The 24,662-nt window shown below is 46.9% G+C and carries 14 protein-coding genes; 8 read left to right on the top strand and 6 right to left on the bottom strand.

The features are described from left to right. Nucleotides 1–33: 33 nt before the first annotated feature. Nucleotides 34–1,332: a TolC family protein gene (locus D0S45_09090; GenBank protein TIH16556.1), complete on the bottom strand. Its 1,299-nt coding sequence runs from the start codon at nt 1,330–1,332 to the stop codon at nt 34–36. A 222-nt stretch (nt 1,333–1,554) separates the two neighbouring features. Here D0S45_09090 and D0S45_09085 point away from each other — a divergent pair, with 222 nt between their 5' ends. Further along, nucleotides 1,555–3,912, top strand: a complete 2,358-nt coding sequence (locus D0S45_09085; GenBank protein TIH16555.1) for an adenylate/guanylate cyclase domain-containing protein — start codon at nt 1,555–1,557, stop codon at nt 3,910–3,912. Nucleotides 3,913–3,927: 15 nt separating this feature from the next. Here D0S45_09085 and D0S45_09080 read toward each other — a convergent pair whose 3' ends face one another. Beyond that, on the bottom strand, nt 3,928–6,816 hold the full coding sequence (locus D0S45_09080) for an ATP-binding protein (GenBank protein ID TIH16554.1): 2,889 nt from the start codon (nt 6,814–6,816) through the stop codon (nt 3,928–3,930). Between the two features lie 333 nt (nt 6,817–7,149). Continuing rightward, complete coding sequence (locus D0S45_09075) at nt 7,150–9,447, bottom strand: cysteine synthase (protein ID TIH16553.1); 2,298 nt, start codon at nt 9,445–9,447, stop codon at nt 7,150–7,152. 183 nt (nt 9,448–9,630) lie between these two features. On the opposite strand from D0S45_09075, the gene D0S45_09070 reads away from it, so the two are divergent. After that, a complete protein-coding gene (locus D0S45_09070) occupies nt 9,631–11,394 on the top strand; it encodes a DUF115 domain-containing protein (protein ID TIH16552.1) in 1,764 nt (587 codons plus the stop codon). 108 nt (nt 11,395–11,502) lie between these two features. Here D0S45_09070 and D0S45_09065 read toward each other — a convergent pair whose 3' ends face one another. Next, nucleotides 11,503–12,798, bottom strand: a complete 1,296-nt coding sequence (locus tag D0S45_09065; protein ID TIH16551.1) for a hypothetical protein — start codon at nt 12,796–12,798, stop codon at nt 11,503–11,505. Nucleotides 12,799–12,980: 182 nt separating this feature from the next. Between D0S45_09065 and D0S45_09060 the strand changes: the two genes are divergently transcribed. From D0S45_09060 to D0S45_09045, 4 genes are all read left to right on the top strand, one after another. Next, complete coding sequence (locus tag D0S45_09060; protein ID TIH16550.1) at nt 12,981–13,220, top strand: hypothetical protein; 240 nt, start codon at nt 12,981–12,983, stop codon at nt 13,218–13,220. Nucleotides 13,221–13,224: 4 nt separating this feature from the next. After that, complete coding sequence (locus D0S45_09055) at nt 13,225–13,851, top strand: phosphatase PAP2 family protein (protein ID TIH16549.1); 627 nt, start codon at nt 13,225–13,227, stop codon at nt 13,849–13,851. Between the two features lie 3 nt (nt 13,852–13,854). After that, the gene (locus D0S45_09050) at nt 13,855–15,492 is read left to right on the top strand and encodes a glycosyl transferase (GenBank protein TIH16548.1); all 1,638 of its coding nucleotides are present in this window, start codon (nt 13,855–13,857) and stop codon (nt 15,490–15,492) included. A gap of 151 nt (nt 15,493–15,643) precedes the next feature. Continuing rightward, complete coding sequence (locus D0S45_09045) at nt 15,644–16,864, top strand: HDOD domain-containing protein (GenBank protein TIH16547.1); 1,221 nt, start codon at nt 15,644–15,646, stop codon at nt 16,862–16,864. 79 nt (nt 16,865–16,943) lie between these two features. On the opposite strand, the gene D0S45_09040 is transcribed toward D0S45_09045, so the two are convergent. After that, a complete protein-coding gene (locus tag D0S45_09040; protein TIH16546.1) occupies nt 16,944–18,593 on the bottom strand; it encodes an NAD+ synthase in 1,650 nt (549 codons plus the stop codon). A 201-nt stretch (nt 18,594–18,794) separates the two neighbouring features. Here D0S45_09040 and D0S45_09035 point away from each other — a divergent pair, with 201 nt between their 5' ends. Both D0S45_09035 and D0S45_09030 read left to right on the top strand, forming a co-directional pair. Continuing rightward, nucleotides 18,795–21,566: a sensor histidine kinase gene (locus D0S45_09035; GenBank protein ID TIH16545.1), complete on the top strand. Its 2,772-nt coding sequence runs from the start codon at nt 18,795–18,797 to the stop codon at nt 21,564–21,566. A 104-nt stretch (nt 21,567–21,670) separates the two neighbouring features. Then, complete coding sequence (locus D0S45_09030) at nt 21,671–22,021, top strand: hypothetical protein (protein TIH16544.1); 351 nt, start codon at nt 21,671–21,673, stop codon at nt 22,019–22,021. A gap of 62 nt (nt 22,022–22,083) precedes the next feature. Here the strand turns inward: D0S45_09030 and D0S45_09025 are convergent, their stop codons facing one another. Further along, nucleotides 22,084–24,549, bottom strand: coding sequence for a glycogen/starch/alpha-glucan phosphorylase (locus tag D0S45_09025; protein ID TIH16543.1), 2,466 nt, complete (start codon nt 24,547–24,549; stop codon nt 22,084–22,086). Nucleotides 24,550–24,662 lie beyond the last annotated feature (113 nt).

Genomic DNA, 24,662 nt, shown 5'->3' with positions numbered 1-24,662 from the left:
ATTTTCAGTAAACTTCTAAATTACGCCTGTAGCTTATTTGAAAACGTTGATGCTCATCATACCCATTTCGTACAGAAGCTTGTAGGCGAAGATAATGTTATCAATATCAGCGGTAACGCTGGCACTGGTCGCTGTGGAGTAATCCCTTTCACCAACAAGAATATCGAGCAGTTCCACCTGTTCACCGGTGGCTCTCTTTTTCTTGATCAGCTCAAGGAATTCCGCGGTGATGTTAGCCTGAGTTCTGTACAGTTCAGCGTTTTTGCGCAGGGTCATCAGCTCAAGCCATGCGTTGCGGACTTTCTCCTCAACATCGCGTCTCACGTCCAAAGTCATTTTGCGGATTTCGCGCAAATTGGCTTTAGCAGCCTGAGTAGCCTCGTATTCATAAAGACCGGAAAAACCGGTATAACTGACCTGAAATGTGGCCTTATTCTCCATTCTGACACCACTTGCACCCTGATCCTGCTCCCTTCTTTTGCCTTCGGCTACGAACTCAAATTTGGGGAAAAGGGTTGCTTCCTGCACATCAACATCGTGGGAAAGCCTTTCCTTGGAAAATTTAAGTTGCAACAGCATGGGGTTCTGGGACTGGGCCTGAGTGATGGCGTCATCAAGTGATGCAGGCATGTAGCTGGAGGGCATTTCAACCGGAACCATTTTATCGATTTCATCCATGGTAACAGGAAAACCGTAAACAGCCTTGAAACGGTTGCGCGCAGTCTGTACAGAACGCTCAACAGTAACCCTGTATGAAGTCGCCCCGGCAAGCTGGGCCTTGATCTGGAGTTCCTTGTAGGAAAGTCCTGCACCGCGCTTAACCAGAGTTTCTTCCATACCGGAAAGACGCTTCATACTCTCTTCGGACTGGATAGCATACTTGAGGGTTTCCCGTGCCCGGATAAGTTCCAGATAGGCCTGAACACCCTGAATCATCAATTCCTGACGGGTCTGCTCAAGGACCGCTTTATATTCATTCAGCAGCGCATTTGTGCTGTCTATATTACTATTCACCCCGCCGAAATCATACAGCATCTGGGTGGCTTCAATGCGTTGTTCATTGCGGTATTTGTTGGTACCGCCGCCGGGCTTGTCAATCTCCTCGCGTCCACCTTCAACCGAAACATCAATGGAAGGAGTCCAGCCGGACCAGCTCTGAGAGACAAGGTGCTCAGCAGATTCCACACGTGCTTCCGCAGCCTTGATACGGTCATGAGTGGAGAGAAGATCGTTGAGAATAGCTCTAAGATAGGGCTTTCCGTCAGATTGTTTTGGGTTCATCGGGGACATTTCCTGCTGCGCAAAGGCAACGCTGAACGCACCGAACAGCATACAGACCGCCAGCCCCAGAATAAAAATTCGTACTAATTTCACAACACATCCCTCCCAAAAGACCTAACTATATTAAATAATTGCAGTGTAATTTCATCTTAATCTATTCTTTATACTTCCAGTATATATATAATATTAATTGAAAAATCCAGACGATTCATACATATATAAATAGTATTTACAAATACCTTTTAACACAAAATCAAGCCCATACCAAAAAAAATGCTGAACATATTAAAAAAAATAACCGGGTCCGATTCCTTTTTCCTGCTCCTCACCGGGCTGGCGGTCTCCATTCTGGTCGCATCTCTTTATATTTTCCAACCTCCCATCCTCCAGTTTGTGGATTACAAAATCTACGATCAATTCATGCGCTCCAGTCCGGTTGGAAAAAAAACAAGCATCCCGGTAATTATTGATATTGACGACGAAAGCCTTGCCGAACTCGGGCAGTGGCCGTGGCCCCGCTACCGCATGGCCCTGCTGCTGGCCAAGATCCAGCAGGCCGGGGCACTTTCCACCGGGCTTGATATTCTCATCGGGGAACCAGACCGCACTTCCCCGGCTACCATCAAGAAAAGTCTGCGTGAAGAACTGGGAGTTGCTGTCAGCTTCAAAGGTCTGCCTCAAGGTTTGATGGATAATGATCTGGTACTGGCTGATGTCCTTAAGCAAGGTCGTTATGTGTTAGGTTTTTATTTTGATTTTCTGGAAGGACAAACTCCGTCAGTAGATGACCAGCCCTGCTTTGCCAAACCAGTACCCATCGCCCAGATCAGAGCCAAAGGCGCCCCTCAGCTCAAGGACCTGACCCTAAATGCTCTGGGTGCCATCTGCCCGCTTCCCGTACTGGCAAAAGCATCCCCTTTGTGCGGTTTCTACAACTCCATTACCGACTATGACGGAGTAGTGCGCCGTGTTCCGCTGATTATCACCATGGACGGCAAGCAATATCCCAGCCTCGCCCTTGCGACATTAATGAAAGCTCTGGGCCGCAAGAACATTATCGCCAAAAGCAGCCCCATCGGCATTGAATCTATCCGCGTAGGCAAAACCACCATCCCCGTGGACGCCAAAGGCCAGATGATGGTCCGTTACCGAGGCGGCATGGAAGAATTCCCCTACTATAGTGCCAAGGATATTCTCAGCGGCAAAGTCGGGGAAAAGGAACTCAAGGGCAAAATAGTCTTCATGGGCACGTCCGCCGCAGGACTGCGCGATTTAAGGGTTACTCCCTTTGCATCGGATTATCCCGGCGTGGAAGTCCATGCCACAATTGTAGACAACATCCTGACCCGCGATTTCATCCTCAAACCGGATTGGGTGCCGGGTCTGGAACTGCTGCTGGTACTGGCGGCGGGTATAATCTCCATGATCCTGCTTACCTGGTCCCGCTCCATGTGGATGATCCTGCCCATCGCGGCCATGGGTACTGGAATTTTCTACGGATCACTATATATTTTCCAGAGTTACAACGCATATTTCACGCCCATGTACGCACTCATTGCACTGGGCACAAACTTCACCCTGCTGACCCTGATCAAATTCTGGCGAGAGGAAGGGCAAAAGAAATTCCTACAAGCAACCTTCTCATCCTATCTGGCCCCGGAGCTCATCGACGAAATGTTCTCCAACCGCGAAATGCCGGAACTGGGCGGCGAAGCAAGGCAGGTTACCGCCTACTTTACCGACATCCAAAGCTTCTCCACTTTCTCGGAAAAGCTGACCGCGCCGCAGCTGGTTGAATTGCTCAACGAATATCTTTCGGTCATGACTGATATCCTCATTGAGGAAAAAGGAACCCTCGATAAATACGAAGGTGATGCGATCATCGCCTTTTTCGGTGCGCCCATGGATGTACCGGATCACGCCCTGCGCGCCTGCCGGGTAGCGGTAAAAATGCAACAGGCCGGGCTTAAATTGCGCGACAAATGGGCCAAGGAAGAGCAGCTTCCTGATGAACCGGACCGCAACACCAAGAATTTCCCTGAAGAGCAATGGGCCAAGGGCGAAAAGTGGCCTAGAGTTGTGCACAACATGCGTACAAGGATCGGGGTCAACTCCGGTGAAATCGTGGTCGGAAACATGGGTTCATCTATGCGCATGAACTACACCATGATGGGTGACGCGGTTAACCTCGCCGCCCGTCTGGAAGAAGGGGCGAAACAGTTCGGTATCTTTACCGCAGTATCCCATTTCACCCTTGATCTGGAAGTGGAAGTTGACGGCGAAACCCACAAGCTACTTGATCTGGTGGAAGCACGTCTCATCGATAACATTCAGGTGGTCGGTAAAAACGAACCGGTCCGCATCTACGAACTGGTAGCCATGAAAGGCGGCCTGACCGATAACGAAGAAATCCTCTTTGATCTCTTCAACAAAGCCCGCGAGGAATACGTAGCCCAAAACTGGGACAAGGCCATTGAATTATACAAGGAAGCCAACAAATACGAACTCTACGACGACACCAAATTCACACCCTCAGATGTGTTCATCAAGCGCGCCGAAGAGCATAGGCTCAATCCCCCGGTACCAGAAGGAGAAATTTGGGATGGGGTTTATCGGATGACTAAGAAGTAGGGGGAGGCATTTCCATTAAGGAAATTTTGCTACTAGTTTTGCTACTTTTTCACTTGTGCAATAATCTTGCAATAGCAACATATCCTCTCTAATCTCATCTAGATTGGATTCCATCTCGTTATCACTATAATAGTGAGCTAGGCTAAAAGCTGCTGCAGCTTGATAATATGCTGTATCATTATCGTTTTTTTTGACATTTATATCTTTTAATTCACCGTACACATCGTACGCAGCGTCTGAGTGACCGATATCAACATAACAAGCAACAAGATTAACTAACAACTTTATATATTGTAAATGTAGATTCTTGCTTTTAGGAAAATTGGAAATCAATAAAGAAACTTCTCTCTTTATCGCATCTCCAGCACCAAAAGAATCATCCCCCCTAAGTTTGCTCATTAAGTTAACTGCACTCCTAGCTTTGGCTATAGCTATATCTTCATTTTGAGCATAACATGATTCAGCATTTTTTATTTGAGACCAAAAATAGCGAACCTTGTTGAGATCTCCTGTTTCAACAAATCTGCATAAAAGAAAAGCGTCCAATAACGTTTTTTTAACTGCAATACATTCAGATTTATTGGCTAGATAAACATTTTCTGCATCACCATAAGGCTCAGCAATATTTATTCTAAAATTATTCTCAACACACCCTTCTATTAAGTTACCAACAGCTTGAATCTTAGCCAATGAAGCTCTTTTCAGTTGGTTACCTACGAAAGAATAGGACCGTATCTTTTTATATGCACAGAGAGCATTTCTAACTTCACCTAATGCAGTATACACATTGATAATATTTACAGTTAGCTCAAGAAACAGTAGCAAAACCTCTTCATTTTCAATGCTAGCAATACGTTCAGACACAATTTTATAAATACCTAACGATTCCTTGTACTTTTTGCTCTCAGCAAGGTAATTTACAAGATTAACTGCACAACGAAATAAATTCTCAATCCCTTTATTCCCAATATCCTGCTTGCTAAACAAAAGACAAAACTCTGAATAGCAGAATTCAGCAAATTCAGGATTTGCTCCAAATTTAAGGTATGCGCTTAATTCAAATAACCCCTTACATCTTTCATCATAGACTCTTATATTACTTTTATATATAGAACACAAACCTGTCATGTAATGATAATACTCAAGGGCTAATTTCAATTTTCCATTTTTAACGTAATCAATAATAAAATTTACAGCAGCAATCGCCCAATAAGCAGCTCCTAATTCAGTAATATTTCTAGGCAAACTAAACAAAATGCCAACTGAAGGATGTTCAAAATAATCCTTCCTTACTTTATCAATAAAAAAGGCCGTTTCATTAGGCCGATGAATCCACGCCACATTCAAAATATCATTACGATACCTATTCACTCCTATGTCTTCATCATCTTTCAAAAATTCAAGCACAAAAAGCTCACCGACCAAATCCGGTTCCCAAGGCGGAATCAGATGAGTCACATCATCTTTCCCGTGAGCTTCACAATTCAGAACTTTAAAACGGTCTTTCTCGTAGACTAACTCCCCTAGCGAAGTTACACACTCTGGTGAGTCAAAATCGTATTCAGTAGATATCCCCCCAACAATAGTAGCCAACGCCAACAAAGCCTTATCAGCCTCGGTAACCCCATAGGGCTTCCAGAACTTCTCTTCTTCGCGTTTGATCACATCCAACAAAAGAGATTCTCGACTGCACTCCCTACCACACCCACCTTTTGCTGTTGCTTCAGCAAAATATGCAGCAAAAAGAGGACGCATAACCGGATCAATCTCTTTTAACTTCACGATATGATCTTCCCAACCTTCAGGGACTTCCTCGCCTTCAGCTACATAGAAAAAATCAAAAATAGCCTCTGCTACATCCACGCCTGATTGGTTCAGAAGATATGGTTCGTCTGAATGACGAGAACATCTGATATACGAATCGGTATATAAATCTTTAAGCTTGGAATCGGCATTATCCCTATCAAGAATCAGGACTCTGACATTGTATTCAAAGACATCTTCCTGATTGCTAAGATGATCGAGAATCTGCTTTAAACGTTCTTCGTTCTGTGTGGCGTAGTCAATAACAAGCAATGTCGGCTGGCTGGGAATCCACTTTTCAAATTCAAAATTCAGATTATGCAGGATGCCTGCCCGGTAAGCACCACCGTTGCGTAAACAAAACTCAAGCCCCAGCCTGCTTTTACCTATTCCGCCGGGACCAATGATTGCCTGCCAGCAGACCCGTTTTTCGTCATACAAAAAGTCGTGCAGAAAATTTAGTTCCTTTTCCCTACCCACAAAAGGAATGTATTGGGAACGATAAATAAAACGGTCACGCTCATCTGCACTGGCAAAAACACGTTTGAATTGTGGCTGAGGCATAAGTAGTCCCTTGATACAATCAAGGTATCCTTTCATCTCCTCAAGCATATCCATCTGGGATAAATGAGCCTGCAAATCCAACGACAAGGCTTTTCTATACTCAATATCCCCCGCAGAACGATCAATTCTACTCTCAAGCCGCGATTTTAAGATATTCTCGCCCTCAATTTGCTGGTCTGTCTTCTTCTGTAAGTCTTCAAGCCTTTCCAGAAAATCCTTGATCCAATCAAAACGCTTGATTCTGCTGATGAGCCTCTGCTTCATCGTATCAGCCATGAGCTTTCCAGCACATTTTCCACAGGACAAAAGCACGGGCGTGACAATTCTCAAGCCCAAACGGACTTGCCAACGTTTGAAGCCCTCTTCTTCCAGCCAATCGGCGATGTGCTTTGAAACATCAACATCAGAAAGCCACTTAGTGAGATCATCCGACTCAGCAAGAGACTTAAGGTGTTCTTCAACATCAAATATTTCAGAATCATTTTTATCAGGCATAGTTATCCAGTATTCGAACACAAAATTCTTTTCAAGTACCACTCTAAAAAAACAACTCCCCCTGCCGCACCAGACGACAAGGGGAGTTTAAATCAAAACAAATTCGGCAGAACAAATAACAATATCCAAGGCAACAAAAACCAGAACAACAACGTAGGTCTGAGAACCCACTTCCGCCGCCCCCGCTTCACCTCATAAGTATATCCATGTCCACATTTCGGACATCTGGCTGGCAGGTCGGAAATATCCGTTCCGCATTCAATACAATGAAACTTTTCCATGACTAACACCTCCCCCTAATAGGGATTCCAAAGGGGATTATTCCCTTTGGCCGCCGGAGGCGAAATCATCTATCAAAAACGCGAAGCGCATCAACTAATTCTTCACCCGGAAAACCCGCGCCCCCTCGGAACTGTCCTCAACATTAAAGCCATGCTCCAGCAGCTTGTCGCGCAAGCCGTCGGCAGTGGCAAAATCCTTATTTGCGCGGGCAAGCTCGCGTTGCTCCAGCAGATCCTTTGCTTCTTCGGGTAGGGAGACGAACGGTACGGGCATGGCTTCGTGATCGAGGATGCCTAGGATGTCGTCAACTTCGAGAAGCTGATCGAGGCAGAATTTAGCTTCCTTGGCTGAGAGCTTTGCGCTGCCCAGCTGGGAATTAATAGTCTTGGTGAAGCTGAATAGGATGGGCCAGAAACGATGCAGCTTGAGGTTGTCGTTCAGGGCCTGCGAAAGACCGGACTTAAGGGTAAAGACCTCCTGATCAATATCTTCGGACACCTCACCGGAATCCCCGGCATGTATGCTCAGACCTGCGGCTAAATCCTGCAATTTCTGCTGATTCTTGACCCACATGGAAATGGACTGCTCACTGCAAACCAGCGGCTTCTTGTAGGAAGATGAGAGCATCCACATACGTACAGCTATGGGCTGTCCGGACTGCTCGATAAGTTCATCCACACAGGGCAGCACCGGACCGCCGGGAAGTACCGGCTGGGCCACCATCCATGCCTGCGGGGAAACCCCGGCTCCAGCCCAGATGGCGCGCAGGTTATCCAGATGCGGAAAGCGGTGAATTTCCCCGGCCAGCATGAGACTTACTCCGGGCAATCCTTCAAGAGCGGTCACGGCCTGCTGCATAAACCAGCTGGGACGCACATTGCCCCACTCGGTCTCGATGATGTCGCCGAGTTTAAGGTCTTGCAATGTTGCACGCTTGAGCAGAGTGAAATCACGCGGATTCTCTTTTACATAATCATCCATATCTACAGTCTTGCCGAGACTGACCTTATCGATATCCATGTTGGACATCTGACCGTAGCCCTTGTCACGGGAGATGTCGAAATATACAGAACGCAGCTTCTCGTAAGCCAAACCGTGGGCCAACAAAGCACGACAAAGCTCCACTGTGCGGTCCACGGATTCGGAAGCACGTTCAAAACGCATAGACTTGCGCACACCCAGCAGATGAGCGGCCTTGCGCACGGCTGTAGCAACCTCAGTGGAAAAAGATTCCCGGTCCACACCCCGTTCACGGGAAGCAGCTAAAGTCTGATCCTCAAGATCGGCAAGGCCCACCAGCGCGGAAACCTTGGCACCCTCACGTTCAAGATGACGGGCCAGCACATCCAGCAGGACTACGCGCCGGAACACTTCAGGATCGTAGGGATTATCAAAGGACGGTCCCATAGTGAAAAGCCCGGTTTCGGCCTCGGAGATGGAAAGTACCCGGTCCTCGCCGCTGCTCTGGTCAAAAAGTTTCGGTCCCTTGAGTACCTGCGGACGAAACAGAGGGGTAGAAAGATAACGCTCACCGCCATCAGGAAAAATGGTCACCACCAGCCCGTCTTCAAGTTCGGAAGAAATCAAAGCAGCCCCGGCCATGGCAGCACCGGAACTCATGCCTACAAACACCCCTTCTTCTTTGGCAAGACGGCGGCAGGCATCAAATGCGTCGTTATCCTGCACCCGGATAATACGATCAAGCTTCTGCTTATCGTAAATGCCGGGAGGATAAGATTCCTGCATATTTTTAAGGCCCTGAATCTTGTGTCCCGGCTCGGGTTCCACCGCGATCATCTGGATATCTTTATTCAACTCTTTGAGTCGCTTGGTGATGCCCATGACCGTTCCGGTGGTACCGAGGCAAACAACAACGTGGGTAACTTTCCCGTCGGTTTGATCCCAGATTTCCTGCCCGGTTCCATCATAATGAGCCTCGATGGAGGCTTCATTATTGTACTGATCCATGAGCAAGTACTTTCCCGGCTCCTCACGGTAAAAACGATAAGCCTGTTCAATGGCCCCGTCCGTGGCAAGGTGGCCGGGGGTGAGCATAATCTCGGCCCCGTAGGCGCGCATAATCATCTTGCGTTCTTCGGAAGCGGTCTCGGGCATTATCAGCATCAGCTTGTAACCGCGCACGGCACAGGCCATGGCCAGCCCGATTCCGGTATTGCCGGAAGTAGCTTCGATGATGATTTTATCCGGGGTCAGCTCCCCGCTCTTCTCAGCCTTACGGATCATAGCCCCGGCTGCACGGTCCTTGATGGAACCGCCGGGATTCATGGCTTCCAGCTTAGCCAGAATCTTGACATTTTTATTGGGATTCAGCACCCGCATTTCAACAAGCGGGGTTCCGCCGACCAGTTCAAGAATATCACGCGCAAACATTTTATTTAATCCTTTCAGCTATTTATCTTTAAGAAAACAAAAAAAGAGGCCACGTCCTTTTATTTCTGGCAATCATTTTGCAAATACAAAGCAGAAGATCATCAATCTGGTTGGTAAACCGGGGTAAGGAATGAACCCGGTACAAGCTACAGCTAATAAAAACAGTCGCCAAGGACGGAACAAATGTCAGCCTATCCTTTTCTTAAAGACAACATCGAAGCTCTTCAAACATACAACCCGCCCTTTTATGCCTGGCTGAGCAGTCAGGATATTGACGAAGAGAAATTACATGAATCGCTCTTCCAGAATAAGTGGGACATTCTCGACTGGAAAATGGAAAACGGCATCGGGATGTTTGAATCCGTCACGCCCAACATGATCTACAAAAGCTGGAAGGCCGAAGATAAGCCCGAAACCAGTGCAACTTTCATTGTCGGATGCAATGTAGGCTACGGACTCAATCAGGTACTTATGAGCACACCCGACACCCACAAAGTCATTGTTACCGACCCTAATCCCGAAATGATACTCGCCTGTCTGGGACAGACCGACTACCGTCCTTTTATGGAAGCCGGAAAACTCCATTTTTGCCCAGTCGATGAAAACAGTTTGATGAGTATCATTAAAGACCTCGACCTTCAATTCGTATACGGTAAAATTTATCTGCGACTGGACATGGCCAGCCAGCAGCTCGGCCCGGAATACGCACGCTGGTCCGCCACCATCCGCAACAAGATGGAATCCTTCACCGTGGAAATGACCACCCTGCGTCTCAAACAGGACGTCATGGTCGGCAACGAACTGGACAACTTTTCACGCATCCTTGAAGACGGCAGTATCACCCCGCTCAAGGGAGCCGGACGCGGCATGGGCGCGGTAGTTCTTGGTGCCGGTCCCTCTCTGACTCAGTTCGGACCGGAACTGGCTAAGAATCCGGGACAAGCAATATTCACCACCTCTTTGCAGGGTCTTCCCGCTGTGCAGAAAACCGGAATCAAGCCCCACTTCTGTATCGGTATTGACTACAACGCTTCCATGAGCAGAGTTTATGATCAACTGGACCATGAATGGGCTAAGGATATCCCACTCATCTACTCCACCAAGCTGGATCATGAAGTGCTTGCCGCATATCCCGGACCGACCATCCCCATGTGGACCGTCGGCGGACTGGGAACATTCGCTCTGAACAACCATGAGGAAGTTTTCGATGCGGGTAGTAACGTCAGTATCACTCTGGCAAGATTTCTAGACTGGTGCGGCTTCAACCATATCCTGATGGTTGGACAGGATTTCGCATGGAAAGGTCAGGTATCCCACGCATCAGGTCACCAGAACTCCGGTGCCCAGTACAATTCGGCTATGCTGGTGGAACTGGAAAATGCAGACGGCGAAAAACTGACCTCCACTATCCAGTACATGACTTCCAAGCGTGAAATGGAAGAAGATATAAAAAATTTACGCACACCGTTCTTCAACCTTTACGGCGGCTGTGCAGTTATCGAAGGCACCCGCAATGTTGATATGCATGCGGTCAACATGGAAGGGCTGCTCTCCGCAGTGCCGGGAAGCATGGACCATTTCAAGACCGCCATGAACATGACCGCCACCCCACGCAATATGCCGACATTTGACCCGCGCAGCCCCAAGTGGACCTCATCACTGAATCACGTCACCAAGCGGCTGGAAAAGCTTTTCCGCAAGCATGGCAAGAATCAGGAAGAAATCCACAAGACTCTCCATGAGGTATATTTCTTCATCAGGCAGGACCTGCTCTACATGCCCTACCTGTATAACGAAATTCTTGATATGGCAGGGCTGGCAAGGGCCAAGTCGCGCTACGTGCCCAAGGATCTGCCTCACTACAAGCGGATCGTCAAAAAAATTCTGACCAAAGTCCGCCACATGGACCGGGCCATGAATGTGTCCGCAAACCGCAAGGCGGCCTGAAAGGGTCAGTCTGACAACAACGTCCAGTAAGTTAATTCATCATAAGAAAGTCCCTTGCAGCACCTGCCCGCTGCAAGGGACTTTCGCTTTTAAAGCCTATTTAAAAACTTACAAAAACTCATACCCGAAATTAATAAAATCATCTTTATATCGTTCATTGACTAGTTTGATTAACTCTGGAGTGTAATAGTCTTTAATGTAGTCAACTTCGTTCGGGCGGGATACATTCTTATGAGGAACTTCTATATCCTCCCCGATGCTAGCAAAAAAATCCGTAACATCTTCAGCGTAATTTTCCATTCGCAACAAGGTTAAATCTTTCCTCAACCCTCCCGCCAACGTTAGGTGGGCGGTCTGGGACATAAAATGTACATCGGAAAATTCATCCGGACATTCCGCGATAAACTTGCAAAAGGATTCAAAATTAAAATTCGGAATATTTTTTTTTAAAACGGGATAAAGAAAAGCATCTGGCGCTTCCCGCATTATATGTGAGTATATAGAGGCTAATCTTTCGTAAGGATTTCGAACTATTGCAAATCGAGTATACTCTTCAAAGAAGGGATCACATATATCACCAAAATTACGTTGCTCCTTGAAGCGCACACGATGCTCCTGATGCTTTGTAGCTACCTGTTTAATAATCTCAACCGTGCTGGAAAGAGCATTTTTACATATTTCATGAAATAATATTTTTTTTCCTTCAACAACTGAAAAATTCCTCAGAGGATATGGTCGTTTATAAATTGAAACCTGTTTACCCAAAGAATTCGTTATATATTCTGCCATCCCGATAAGCTGCGACCTTCTGCCATCGTAATCAATTATGCAAAATTCATCACATCCTTGATGATCAATTTTGCTACTGAAAATTGCCTCATAATCATAATCAAGCACTGTTAAAAAGGAATGTTTGGCACCTGACAGATCTTTACAATCAATGATATTAAGCAACCTTTTCTCAGCGTCCAGCCCAGAACCAAGATTGAATATATAATAAACATCCTCCATAAACACGCTTGGGGGTTCATCAAGCATAAACATCCTATCCATATCTATAGAAACCAAATCATTATATATATTGATGGAATTATCCTTTTTCAAAAAAACGGAAAAATCTAGACAGCCGCGATCCTCAAGCTCTTTCGCAATTTCTTCATAAAACATGGAAGCTATGACAACATTGCTTACACTGAAACGGCCTATCTCAGAAACATTTACTATCGGAATAGACCGAATTCCGCCGGAATCTTTATAACTGTCCATAAAACATTTAACCGTAACGTCCGGTCTCTTTTTCTTTAATACAGCAAACAATTCCTGCCCGGTTTCTCCGGTTCCGTAAATCAGAAGAACCGCTCCATATTCAATATCATCTAGACATTTAATCAAATCGTATTTCAAAATATTTCTCCACAGGAACTGCCTTATACAGTAAGTAGCAGCTATGTCTTTATTTTAAAATAAAACAACTACCTGAATCATATGTTCATGGCAACAGGCCTCAGCTTTGTTCACAATTTTCAAATAACACCTCCTTTAAAGATTCCCTTGAATCCTCTCCCGTCAAAGTGTAAACCGTGCCCATGAGTGACACTAAGCAAGACATGCCCTATCTCATGGAAGACGGCACACTGGTTATTCCGTTCTCCTGCCCGGACCACAGTTACAAGTACTGGAAAAAGGAAGGCAAAAAACTTTCCGAAGTACTCGAAGACCTGCACACGGACAAGGATACATGGTATAAATTCACCACGGACAAGCACCCGGAAGATGTTCCTGCCAAGGAAGAATCCGCGGAGGAGTCCAAGGACTGCGGGGAGTAGGTAATTGAATTCTTTCATTCATAGAAACCTGACCCTCTGCCACTATTTTCTGGGTTCCCTCCCCCTGCTGCTTATTTTTGCAGCCCTTTATTTTAACTTCGGCAACGAAGCGGAAGTGCTGGCATTTTTTGATGCTCATGCGCAGGCCCACCCGGATATGAAATCCTTTGCCAAAATAGTTACCAACTGGGGTAACGCCTGCTTTTACCCCATCTACCTCTGGTTTCTGATCACGGGCATTAAGCAGCGCAAGACCGATAAATCGCGGCTACGTTTCGCACTTGTATTTATCGGCGTACAGCTGGCTGTTAGCCTGATCGCCGTGCGCTTTCTAAAAATCGCCATCGGCAAGCCCCGCCCCGGCGAAGGTACGTTCTTCGAGCCTATGTCAACACGGGGGGCTTACCACTCCATGCCTTCGGGCCATACATGTGAAATTTACGGGGCAAGCCTGCCCTTGATTCTACGCTACCGGAACCTGCTGCTGACCTTGGGGCTGGGCACTTTTGCCGCAGCCGTGGCTTTCAGCCGCATCTACCTGAACTGGCACCACCCCAGCGATGTTTTCTGCGGTTGGATGCTTGGATCAGTGGCCGGATTCGCCATTCACCTTTTTTCCAAAGAGGACTAGCCCATGCGCTATGAAAAAAGACCATTCATCTGGGACATCATGGAAGCCAATCCATGGCTCAGTGTCCTGTTCATACTCTTCCTGCAATCCATCTTCACCATGGACTACCGTTCCCTGTGGTTTTCCGATGAAGTCCGCTACGCCGACGTTTACCACCAGATGAAGGACGCCGGACACTGGCTTGTAATGTATCTGAACGGCGTTGCCTACCCGGATAAACCACCAGTATACTTCTGGTTCCTGTCACTCATCGACACTTTGACCCCGGCAGACGGCACCAGTGTCTTCTTCCTCGGTTCGGCACTTTCTGCGGCATTCTTCCTGATTTCCACTGTCAGCTTTGCCCGCACTCTGGGCTGCGGGCGCAAAACATCCCTTGCCACCGGACTGGTGCTGCTGAGCAACATTTTCTTCATCGGCATTGCCCACTATTCAAGGATGGACCTGCTCTTCGGAGGCTTCATTCTCTGGGCCAACATCTGTCTATTCAAAGGATTTCAGAACCGCGATTCCGGCAGGTACTTCATCTGGGCCTTCGCTTTCATGGGTATAGCAACCCTGACCAAAGGTCCCTTGGGACTTATTTTTCCTCTGCTCACCGCAACTTGCTTCCTGATCTGGAAAGGCAAAATCAAGCTTCTGCGCGACAAAGGACTACTCAAAGGGCTGGGCATCCTGCTGGCAATCCTGCTGGCATGGATTGTTGGTGCTATCCTCGTGGACGGGTCTTCCTTTATCCATAATATCTTTTACAAACAGATTTACCAACGCGCGGTAAGTTCGTTCCATCACGAAGAGCCTTTCCAGTACTACCTGATCGCCTTCCCGCTGGCATGGCTGCCGTGGACTCTGGCTATCTTCGCAGTACCGCTGAAAAAGATCTTCAGCGTCGATCACTGGGTAAAAGTCACTGCCGACCGCAAAAATAACTCCAATGACGGACGGGACTGGGGTTGGATCATGTTCATCAGTGGCTTCATTATGCTTACCTGCTTGAGCATCAAGGTACTGATCTACATCCTGCCCCTTTTCGCTCCTCTAGCCATGCTGACCGCACGCGGACTGCTCGGTGAGGATGGACAGAAACCGGTCATCAATTCCAAAAAACTCTGGACTGCTATAGCCGGGTTCTACCTGCTTCTTGCTGTAGCGACCCCTTTTGCAGAAGTGCTCATTCCCTTTGATGTCACCCTGAACGGACTTTCCTTTACCGTGCTGATCATGGGACTTGCCGGACTTGCATTGCTCAAAATCAAGGAATCCGGGGCGTACAAAGGACTTCTGGTTATGACCGCCGCCATGGTCATCTGGCTCCAGCCGCTGGCATTGCAGACCCTGCCCTCACTTGATCCGCTCATGAGTCCCCGCCAGACGGGTGAAATCATGAAGGAATACGTCGAAGAAGGCAGTTATCCGCTGGCCCATAAGATCTATTCCGGTATATTCTCCTTCTACGCCGGGACCAATATTCACGAAACCAGCGATATTGAAGAGATTGAAAAGGTTCTCGCAGAAAAGGATAATGTCATTCTAGTCATGCAGAAAAAATACTATGACCGTTGGGAGAATCCTCCTGAAGGGATCTCGGTAATCAATGAACAATTCATCTCCGACCGGCCTTATCTGCTGATAAAGAAATAACTGCCAACTTCAGATACGACCGACCCCGCTTTGGACAACCCGAAGCGGGGTTTTTTATTTTCCAAAATCCATAGACCGTGCTATCGTATATCAGTAAAAAAAGGTACAACCGACTATACATCCAATACATTTCAGATTTTCGGAGATAACTATGAGCCGCTCAAAAAACATTCTCTTTATTGACGCAGACAAATCACAACTCGAGTATCTTGAGAAAAACCTGTCTACCATGAAAAAAAGATGGAATATACAGTTCGCATCTACAGCAGAAGAAGCAATGGACTTTCTGCGTACCTGCCCTTTCGATGTTATTGCTTCTGATTTCTGCGTTGATGGTTTTCAAGGGCATGAACTGCTTGAAGAGATCAAAAACAGACAACCCGGAAGTATACGCTTCATAATCTCCGAATCGATTAATTCCGAAAACTGCCTGCAATATATCGGTTACGCCCACCAATTCATTACAAAGCCTTATGTTGGCTCTGAACTGATCGCAAAAATCAAGAAAAGCCTACGCTTGAAAAATATATTCCTTAATGAGAGAGCCGCCAAAGCTATTGCCTCCATAGAAGATCTTCCTTCCATGCCCGACCTTTTCATGAAGCTTGAAAGGGAACTCGGCAAAGATGATGTGCTGATCAGCAATATCGGTAAAATGATAGGCGAAGACATGAGCATGACCGCCGGATTGCTCAAGCTGGTCAACTCTCCGTTTTTCGGGCTTTATTCCAAGGTAACAAAACCGGAACAAGCCGTGACCCTGCTGGGACTGGATAACCTCAAGGGTCTGGTGCTTGGAATACACCTGTTTAATTCAAAGGGATCTGACAAAATAGATTTTTCCATTGAAGAACTGGGTAAGCATTGCCAGTACACGGCTCTCATGGCCCGTGCCATAGTTAAAGCAGAAGGCGGCAGCAACGAACTTGCCGAACACACATTTCTTGCCGGATTCCTTCACGATATAGGTAAGTTGGTACTTGCCACTTCCTATCCGGAGGAATACGGAACCATCCTGAGTATAGTACGCGAAGACAATCTCCCGGTTCAGGAGGCGGAAAAGGATATCCTCGGATTCACCCACGCGGAAGTTGGAGCCTACCTGCTGGCCATCTGGGGATTTGATGAAGACATTATCGAAGCCATATACTGCCACCACGAACCGCAGCGGCTGGGCAGCGTGGATTTGAGTCCCGCCGTAGCCATCCATGTAGCCAACTCATTTGACCACGAATTACGGGTCAAAAACAGTGATTATGCGCCTCACCTGCTTTCCGCCGAATGGCTGGAACAAAACGAATTCAGCCACAAACTTCCTGAATGGCTGCAAATCTGCGCTGAGCTTATGGAAGACGAGACCGGGAAAATATAAAAAATGCCCATCAAATCCACGCAAAAGGACTTGATGGGCAAAATATATCCGTCACAAAACTTTTTCAGCGCAGATACACCTACCCGGTAAACCTGCAAGCTATCGGCATGCGCCATCCTGTGCCAAAGGCTCTGGACGTAATCTTTAGTCCCGGTGCAGCCTGTTTACGCTTAAATTCTGAAATCCTGATCAGCCGCAGGACATACTGGACAGTTTCCGGGTCGAATCCTGTTTCAGTAATGATTTCACTCTCTGCTTTATGGCCCTCGACCCGAAGCTCGATAATGCGGTCTAGCACATCGTAAGAGGGCAATGAATCCTCATCCTTCTGGCCCGGACGCAGTTCCGCAGACGGCGGTTTCTCAATAATCGCCACCGGGATGATTTCGCCCCTGCCCTGCTCGTTGAGCCAACGGCAGACCCGGAAAACAAGGGTCTTGTAGAGGTCTGAAATAACAGCCAGTCCCCCGGCCATATCCCCATAAATGGTGCAATAGCCAACTGCCAGTTCACTCTTGTTTCCGGTGGTGACCAGCAACGCACCCAGCTTATTTGAAATAGCCATAACAAGATTACCCCGAATACGAGACTGGATATTCTCTTCCGTCACGTTGGCGGGTAACCCTTCAAAAGTAGGAGCAAGAGCTTCCTCAAATTGACCCATGAGTTTGTCGATGGGAATGGTGGTACAGTTGATACCGATATTTTTTACCAGATCAAGCGAATCATCAACACTGCCCTTACTGGAATAAGGCGACGGCATGAGCACCCCGGTTACATTCTCGGCTCCAAGGGCCTCAGCAGCGACTGCTGCGGTCAAGGCTGAATCAATACCGCCGGAAAGTCCCAGCACCACTTTAGTGAACCCGGTCTTACCCAGATAATCCCGCAGCCCGAGCACCATAGCCTGCCAAGCCTCGGCTTCCTCACAAAAATCATCTTCCTCAATACGCCCTGCCGAACAATCGGATTCAACAATGACGACATCTTCTTTGAAGCTGTGACCGCGCGCAAGTAGATTACCCTCTGTGCTGAAAGCACAACTGCGCCCGTCAAAAACCAGATCATCATTACCGCCGACCTGATTGGCATAAAAAACCGGAACTTTATATTTGGAAGCAATATCGCCGAGAAGCTTTTCACGAATCTTCTGCTTACCGATATTGAATGGTGAAGCAGAAAGATTGACCAGCACATCCGGATTCATATCCATAATCTGCGGAATGGGATTACAACCGTAACGCCTTCCGTTACGGATCTCACGGTCATTCCAGACATCCTCACAGATGGTCACCCCGATTTTCAAACCGTCAAATTCAAAGAAATTTATGTTTTCCGCAGGCTCGAAATAACGCTGCTCGTCAAAGACATCATAGGTTGGCAGCAGCCATTTATAAAAAACCTTGGGCACGGCCCCATGCTCGATCAGCCATGCACTATTGCGCAAAGGGTTGCCGACTCCCTCATGATTAAGGTCCACTCCTCCGGCCAGCAGAGCCATACCTTCGGGCATACGCCGGGAAATTTCGGAAACAGCTTCACGGCACCGGCAGACAAAATCCGCATTCAGCAGCAGATCCCGCGGAGGGTATCCGGTCAGGGCAAGCTCGGAGGTAAGGCAGAGCCTTGCGCCGCACTCAGCAGCCCTTTTAATTCCATCAAGGATAAGTTCCACGTTCCCTTCAAGATCGCCAACTGTCAGGTTGAGCTGTAACAGAGCTATTTTCATTGCTTCATATCCGTCCTTAAATATTTGGAATGGAGAGTTTCTATCGTTTGAAAGACTGCTTGTCCATTGCCGAAGGGCAAATAATTATCCCCCGTCAAGACTCTTTACCTTGCACTGAATATGCTGGAATGCTAAACAGTTGTCTATCTATATAACCGTAACGCTAAAATTTGGGCCAATTAGTCAACCAATGGATTAAAATTGTTAAAAATCGACAAAGTACAAACCAGAATCGGAGTTCTGATTGTTTTCATCTCCCTGATTTCATTCTTTGTTTCAGGTGCGTACGACTACAGCTCCATGCGTAGTAACATGCTGAAAGAGCTGAACCAAAAAGCTGACGGGCTGGTTGAAAGACTTTCCGAATCCCTGATTACTCCGCTTTGGAACGTTGATCAAGCCGCCATCAACCGTATCCTGCTCTCAGAAATGAATGACAAACGCATCAAGGCCATTCTGGTTACCGAAGACAACGGCAGTAATGTTTTTGCTGGAAAGATCCGGGATGAAACATGGAGTATAATTAATTTCGCGACCTGGCCCACCGGCAAATTCGTAAAACGCAAAGCTGAAATTTCTATAATGAACCAGCCTATCGGCGCCGTAGAAATCTTTCTTTCTCCCAAATTCATTGAGGATGAGTTATACCAATCCCTGCTGAGTTCCCTGCTCCGGACCATGCTTCTGGTTATCCTGATCAACCTCGCGCTTTTTGTAACCATGCGCAGAATCCTCATTTCGCCCATCACCAAATTAAGCCAGACAGCACGGCAAATTTCGCTGGATAAGAACTATAGTGCCCGGGTCAAAATCCAATGCAAAGGGGAAATGGAAAGCCTTATTAAAAACTTCAATAACATGCTGCAACAAATTGAAGAACAGGATTTGAAGCTCAAGCAGTACAGTGGCCAGTTGCAGAAAAAAATACACCAGAGCAACAAAAATCTTGAAAACAGTAACCGAGAACTAAAAATCATCAACCAGGAACTTGAAATAGCCAAGGACGATGCAGAAGCCGCATCAAAATCCAAAAGTGAATTCATGGCTAATGTAAGTCATGAAATCCGCACCCCCATGAACGCCATCATAGGTATGGCCGATCTGACTATGGAGACCAGTCTTTCGGGCAAACAACGGGAATTTCTAAAAATTATCATCAGCTCAGGAAAAGTTCTGCTGCGACTAATAAACGATATTCTCGACTTTTCAAAGATCGAAGCCGGAAAACTCAGCCTCGAAGAAGTAAATTTCAATCTTCACCAGCTCATCCACGACATCAGCGATCTTTTTGTAGAGCAGATGGTTGCCTCACAAACAGAACTGGTGATTGATATCCGCCCGGATGTTCCTCAGCGAATTATCGGAGACCCCCTGCGTTTGCGTCAGGTGCTGGTTAATATCACAGCGAACGCATTTAAATTCACAAACAAAGGTGAAATCATCATCACTGTCTCCGCCGACCAGATTAACGCCAACAAGGCTGAAATTGTATTTGCCATCAAAGATACGGGAATAGGTATTCCCAAAGAAGTGCAGCCCTATCTGTTTGAAGCCTTCAAACAGGCGGATGGCTCCACAACCCGTAAATACGGAGGAACTGGACTGGGACTTTCCATCTCAAAACGCATTGTCGATCTCATGGGTGGAAATATCTGGTTCCGCAGCAGAGCGGAAGAAGGCAGTACTTTCTTTTTCACCATTACTCCCGATGTAGCAGTTGAACCATCCTCTGTAGACTTTGAAGTACCACAGAAACTTAAAAACACACCGATTCTGGTGGTGGACGACAACTTTGCAGTCCGCAGTGTACTTGTGCGATATCTCAAACAATTCGGTTTTCAACCTACCAGCGTCCCGGACGCGGAACAGGCTCTGAAACTCATTGAAGAAAATAAAGACAATCAATTCAAACTGGTTATCATCGACCTGAAACTCCCCGGCATAAGCGGAGATGAAGCAAGCATTGAAATCCGCAAAACATATGACACAAAAGAACTGCCCATAATGATGATCACCGCCACTGAGATGAATACAGCTATTGCCAAAGCACAGAATGCGCAAATTAACAGGATGATGAGTAAACCACTCAAACAGGCATCTTTGTTCAACTCCATAATGGAAATCTTCGGTTACAAGGCTCCCAAAAAAGATTTCACCGAACCGTCTCAACCCATTGAAAATGAATTCAAAGGCTTCAGGATGCTACTTGTGGAAGATAATCCCATCAACCAGCAGGTAGCCGAACAGATACTCGAACCCACTGGAATTGAAATTGTGTCTGCGCCCAACGGAGCTGAAGCAGTAAAAATGGTACAGGAATCAGGCTACGACATTGTTCTTATGGATATCCAAATGCCGGAAATGGACGGTTATGAAGCAACTGAAATAATCCGCAATGCTCTCAGCATGAAAGATCTGCCCATCATCGCCATGACCGCCCATGCCATGCGCGGCGATAAAGAAAAATGCCTTGCCTCCGGCATGGACGACTATATTCCTAAGCCCATTGATAAAGAGCAGATGTTCAGCACCATCCGTACCCATCTCAAACAGCAAAAAAGACTTGCTCAGCCCGCGGCATTAGAAGCACCACAAACACCGCCAAACACTGATTCAGATGATATAAGATGTCATGAGATAGACATCTCTGATGTTCTGGAACGCATCGGCGGAGACATGGGAATTCTAGTCAGCATTCTGCGCAACTTTAGGGATTACAACACTGAATTCAGTACAGATGTGCAAAAACTTCTACAAGCCGACCAACTCAAGGAAGCTGGAGATAAAGCTCACACCCTGAAAGGCTCAGCCGCGAACATATCCGCCGGGCAACTTGCCATGGCAGCCCTTGATCTGGAAAAAGCCTGCAAGTCGGACTTGAAGAAGGAGGCTGAACTGGCCCTTAAAAATACAACTGAAAGGCTGAACTTACTCTATAAAGATATTTCGTTGCTGGAAAAAGATTTTGCCTGATTTTTCTCAATTATTAAGGTTCTGCACTTTCATTTAGTTGAAATAAATTTATATTTGAGGCAGAAATCAGCAATCAAACTTGACCGTAAAAAAGGATTTCAAATATGGCGTTAATGTTCGGAAGCCCCAATCGCAAGACTAGCAGGACCATTGAGGATGCCAAAAAAGACCAGCGTCTTGATATGGCCCGCAACCTTTATCTGGGCGGAAACGTAAAAATAGTGACGACTGAAGAGGTTCCCAACAGAGAAGTTCTGGGAACATTCGGTCTGATTGTCTGCCGAAGCTACAACTTTGACAATGCCTTCTACGGCCTCATCGCACAGGCAATAGACGCCAATGCGGATGCGATTGTATGTTACAGGGAATCTGTTTCATTCCATCCTGAAGGAGATAAATTTTACTCCTGCTACGGAACAGCCGTACGACTCAAAAAAATCAAGCAGCCTAAATAAAAAGAATAGGCAGGGATCGTTTACACGAACGATCCCTGCCCTTTTTTTTACCTGATCTATGATTACCCTTTTACCGATTTAATTTTCCAGATGTCTTCCGCATACTCGCGCATGGTCCGGTCGGTTGAAAACTTACCCATACGTGCGGTATTTAGAATAGCCTTTCCAGCCCAAAGCTCCCTGTCGGCATAATCCTTATCAATTCTTTTTTGGGCATCGGAATATGATTTAAAATCAGCCAGATGCATATACTGCTCATTATCAGTGAGCAGTTTATCAACTATCCAGCGGAACAGATCAGGCTCATGGGGAGAGAATCTATTCTCGAGCAAAGCAGTAAAGACCTGCCTGATTTCCGGGCTATGATTGTATATTTCACGGGGATGGTAACTGCCTTCACGCAGGGATTTTTCCACCTCTTCCTGCTTCAGCCCGAAAAGATAGAAATTATCATCTCCCACCTCTTCCAGCATCTCAATATTTGCCCCATCATAAGTACCTATGGTCAAGCCCCCGTTCATGGCAAACTTCATATTTCCGGTTCCCGAAGCCTCGGTCCCGGCGGTTGAAATCTGCTCACTCACATCACAGGCCGGAACGATCTTCTCTGCAAGGGAAACCCGGTAATCAGGCACAAAAGCCACCTTGAGCAAACCTTTAACGCGAAGATCATTATTAACCACATCCGCCACAGAATGAACCAGTTTGATAATCTGCTTGGCCTCCCAGTACCCCGGAGCGGCCTTACCCGCAAAGACAAATACGCGAGCGCATGAAGGCTCTACTTGGTTATCCACCAGTTCAAGATAGAGATGCATGATATGAAGAACATTCAGTAGCTGTCGTTTGTATTCATGGATACGCTTGGCCTGAATATCAAAAATTGCATCCGGAGAAATATTGATGTCCAACGTAGCGTTGATAAAATTACCCAGCCTGACCTTATTGGTCCGTTTGGCCGCCATGAATTGCTTACAGAATTCACTTTCATTAACATGGCCTTCCAATTTGCGCAGCTGATTCAAATCTGTAATCCAACCATCTCCAAGGGTCTCGGTCAGCAGCGCGGAAAGCGGAGGATTGGCCTTAAGCATCCAGCGTCGCGGGGTAACCCCGTTGGTTTTGTTGTTAAACTTCTTAGGCTCAAGCTCGTAAAAATCTGGGAACAAACGGGTTTTGACTAATTCTGAATGGAGTTCGGATACACCGTTCACCGAATGTGAACCAACCACTGCCAGATTGGCCATGCGCACCTTCTTCACCCCATCTTCACAAATCAGAGACATACGCCGCATTTTTTCAGTGTCGTCGGGATATTTACCCTCAACCTTTTCCAAAAAACGGCTGTTAATCTCATAGATAATCTGCAAGTGGCGCGGCAGGACTTTTTCCATCAGGGAAACGGACCACAATTCAAGAGCTTCCGGCAGCAAGGTATGGTTAGTGTAGGCACAGGTGGCACGGGTAATCTCCCATGCTTTCTCCCATTCAATTCGCCGCTCATCCACCAGATAGCGCATCAGTTCAACAACAGTCAGGGCCGGATGGGTATCGTTAAGCTGAATGGCAACGTAATTTGCAAATTCTTCAAAGTTTTTATTCTGAGCCATAAACCTGCGCGTTATATCACGCAAGCCGCAAGCCACAAGAAAATATTCCTGAACCAGCCGTAACTCCTTACCAAAAGAAACTGACTCTGTAGGATACAACACCTTGGAAACCATCTCGGACTCAATCTTGCGCTGCACAGCCCTGATGTAATCTCCGTGGTTAAAGATACCCATATCGAAATTCTCAGACGCCCTTGCAGCAAACAAACGCAAATAATTAACAGTCTTTCCACCGTACCCTACAATCGGAATATCGTACGGAACACCGATAAGATCATCCCAATCCACCCACATGGGCAAATAGTCACCGCTGGGAGTAACTGCATTCTCCACCCTTCCGTAAAGAGGAACTATAACTGATTGGTCAGGACGGGCAATCTGAAGCGGCATACCTTCTTTCATCCAGTAGTCAGCAAGTTCTTTCTGATACCCGTTATGGATCGCTTGCCGGAACAGACCGTATTCGTAATGAATTCCGTAACCGCAGCCGGGCAGGTCAAGGGTTGCCAGAGAATCAAGAAAACAAGCCGCCAATCTGCCGAGTCCGCCGTTGCCAAGGGCCGGGTCCCGCTCACTGGCCCTGACCTCATCCAAATCGTAACCGAGATCCTTGAAAATATCCTCGCACAGATCAAGCAGTTCCATATTGCACAGTGAGTTACCAAGACAACGACCCAGCAAATATTCAATGGAAAAATAATACATGCGCTTGGCTTTCACCCTGCGATAGCGGTCACGGGTCCCGATCATCCGCTCCACCAGCCGGTCACGTAAAGCCAGAGCAAGGGCCTTGCCCGCATCCCATTCACTGGCGTCCTTTACTTCCTTGCTCAGGGAATAAATAACATGGTCCCTGATATCCTCGGTAAGGCTCTTGCGATCATTCTTTTTTTGGACCTTGAAGCTGCTTTTTTTCATGACTCCTCCTGCTGCTACGGGAATTATGCATAGGATAACAGCTTGAGGGGGCTAAATCCACTTGAAATCATTGCGAACAGAAAAAGAAAGTACATTTTGAAGTACTGTTGTGG

Source organism: Marinifilum sp. JC120 (assembly GCA_004923195.1).
Classification (GTDB): domain Bacteria; phylum Desulfobacterota; class Desulfovibrionia; order Desulfovibrionales; family Desulfovibrionaceae; genus Maridesulfovibrio.
The sequence above is the reverse complement of the archived record's forward strand: the minus strand, read 5'-3'. Positions and strand labels throughout refer to the sequence as shown.